Raw genomic sequence first — 1121 nt, 5'->3', positions numbered from 1 at the left:
GTATCCGGATGACATTTCTCTAACCCACTAATTGTTGTCCAATAACTTGATCTGTGTGGATGTTTTAAAAATGAGTCCAATGAACGAAGGGGGAAAGGCAGCGTTATCGTTCCCGCGCTATCGCAATAGGTGTTTGTCTATGTTGCATCCCTCCATATTGAAACGAGAGGCATTCTCATATATTGTGTGTTATAACATAACAAAATGGAGTTGCCATGAAGCCTCATATTCACCCGGATTATCGTTTGGTGCTGTTCCATGACACGGCGGCAGATGCCTTTTTCTTGGTCGGTTCAACCATCAAGAGCGATCGCCGCTACACGTGGCAAGACGGGAAGGAGTATCCCTATGTGTCGCTCGATGTTTCCAGCCAGTCGCACTCGTTCTATACCGGCAAGCAGAAGCAGGTATCGAGCGAGGGGAGTGTGGCCCGTTTCAACAAGCGCTTTGGCGCATTTTCAAGCAAGAAGGAGTCCTGAATGCAGGTCGTCTGTTCACTCAAATCCGCACGGGCGCGTCATCCCGATTGTCAGTTGGTGCGCCGTCGGGGCAAATTGTTCGTGATTTGCAAAAGCAATCCCCGTTTCAAGGCTCGTATGAAGTGATCCGCTAAATGATGTCTGGCCCCATGATCTCGCCATCGGGTAGTCATGGGGCCTTTTACCTTTTCACCACCTATCAATCTGTTTCCATCCTACTGTTTGCGCCGACTTTTGCATGCTCCAGCCCGCCTGATGAGGTATAATGCGGCACTATTTTTATGGGTTCCCCGTGAGCGTGATGAAAGAATTTTTTGCAACCTGCCCCAAGGGGCTGGAAAACCTGTTGGCCGATGAGCTGACCAATCTTGGCGCAGAGCAGGTCCGTGAGACCGTGGCTGGCGTCCATTTCAAAGGCGAACTGGCGATTGGCTACAAGGCCTGCCTGTGGAGCCGTTTTGCCTCCCGCATCGTGCTGGTGCTCTCCGAATTCCAGATGAACGACGATCTGGATCTCTATCTGGGCGCGCATACCATCCCCTGGGAAGAGCACTTCTCCGGCACCGCCACCATTGCGGTGGACTTTACCGGTACCAACGCCTCCATTCGCAATACCCAATATGGCGCCCTGAAGATCAAGGA

2 protein-coding genes and 1 pseudogene are annotated in these 1121 nt (G+C 51.7%); all 3 read left to right on the top strand.

Translation table 11 applies throughout. The features are described from left to right. Positions 1 to 215 precede the first annotated feature (215 nt). Positions 216 to 479: a type B 50S ribosomal protein L31 gene (locus tag AACS18_RS12415; protein WP_005336598.1), complete on the top strand. Its 264-nt coding sequence runs from the start codon at positions 216 to 218 to the stop codon at positions 477 to 479. Next, positions 480 to 605: a type B 50S ribosomal protein L36 gene (gene ykgO, locus AACS18_RS12410; protein WP_005336596.1), complete on the top strand. Its 126-nt coding sequence runs from the start codon at positions 480 to 482 to the stop codon at positions 603 to 605. Between the two features lie 139 nt (positions 606 to 744). Then, positions 745 to 1121: pseudogene (locus tag AACS18_RS12405) on the top strand (THUMP domain-containing protein); the annotation flags it as partial.

The sequence above is a fragment of the Aeromonas sp. HMWF015 genome, from assembly GCF_963878965.1.
Lineage (GTDB): Bacteria > Pseudomonadota > Gammaproteobacteria > Enterobacterales > Aeromonadaceae > Aeromonas > Aeromonas veronii.
The sequence above is the reverse complement of the archived record's forward strand: the minus strand, read 5'-3'. Positions and strand labels throughout refer to the sequence as shown.

Bases quoted from the DNA above. Each gene is read 5' to 3' on its own strand.
- AACS18_RS12415 (WP_005336598.1), top strand. From the start codon at position 216: ATGAAGCCTCATATTCACCCGGATTATCGTTTGGTGCTGTTCCATGAC.
- ykgO (WP_005336596.1), top strand. From the start codon at position 480: ATGCAGGTCGTCTGTTCACTCAAATCCGCACGGGCGCGTCATCCCGAT.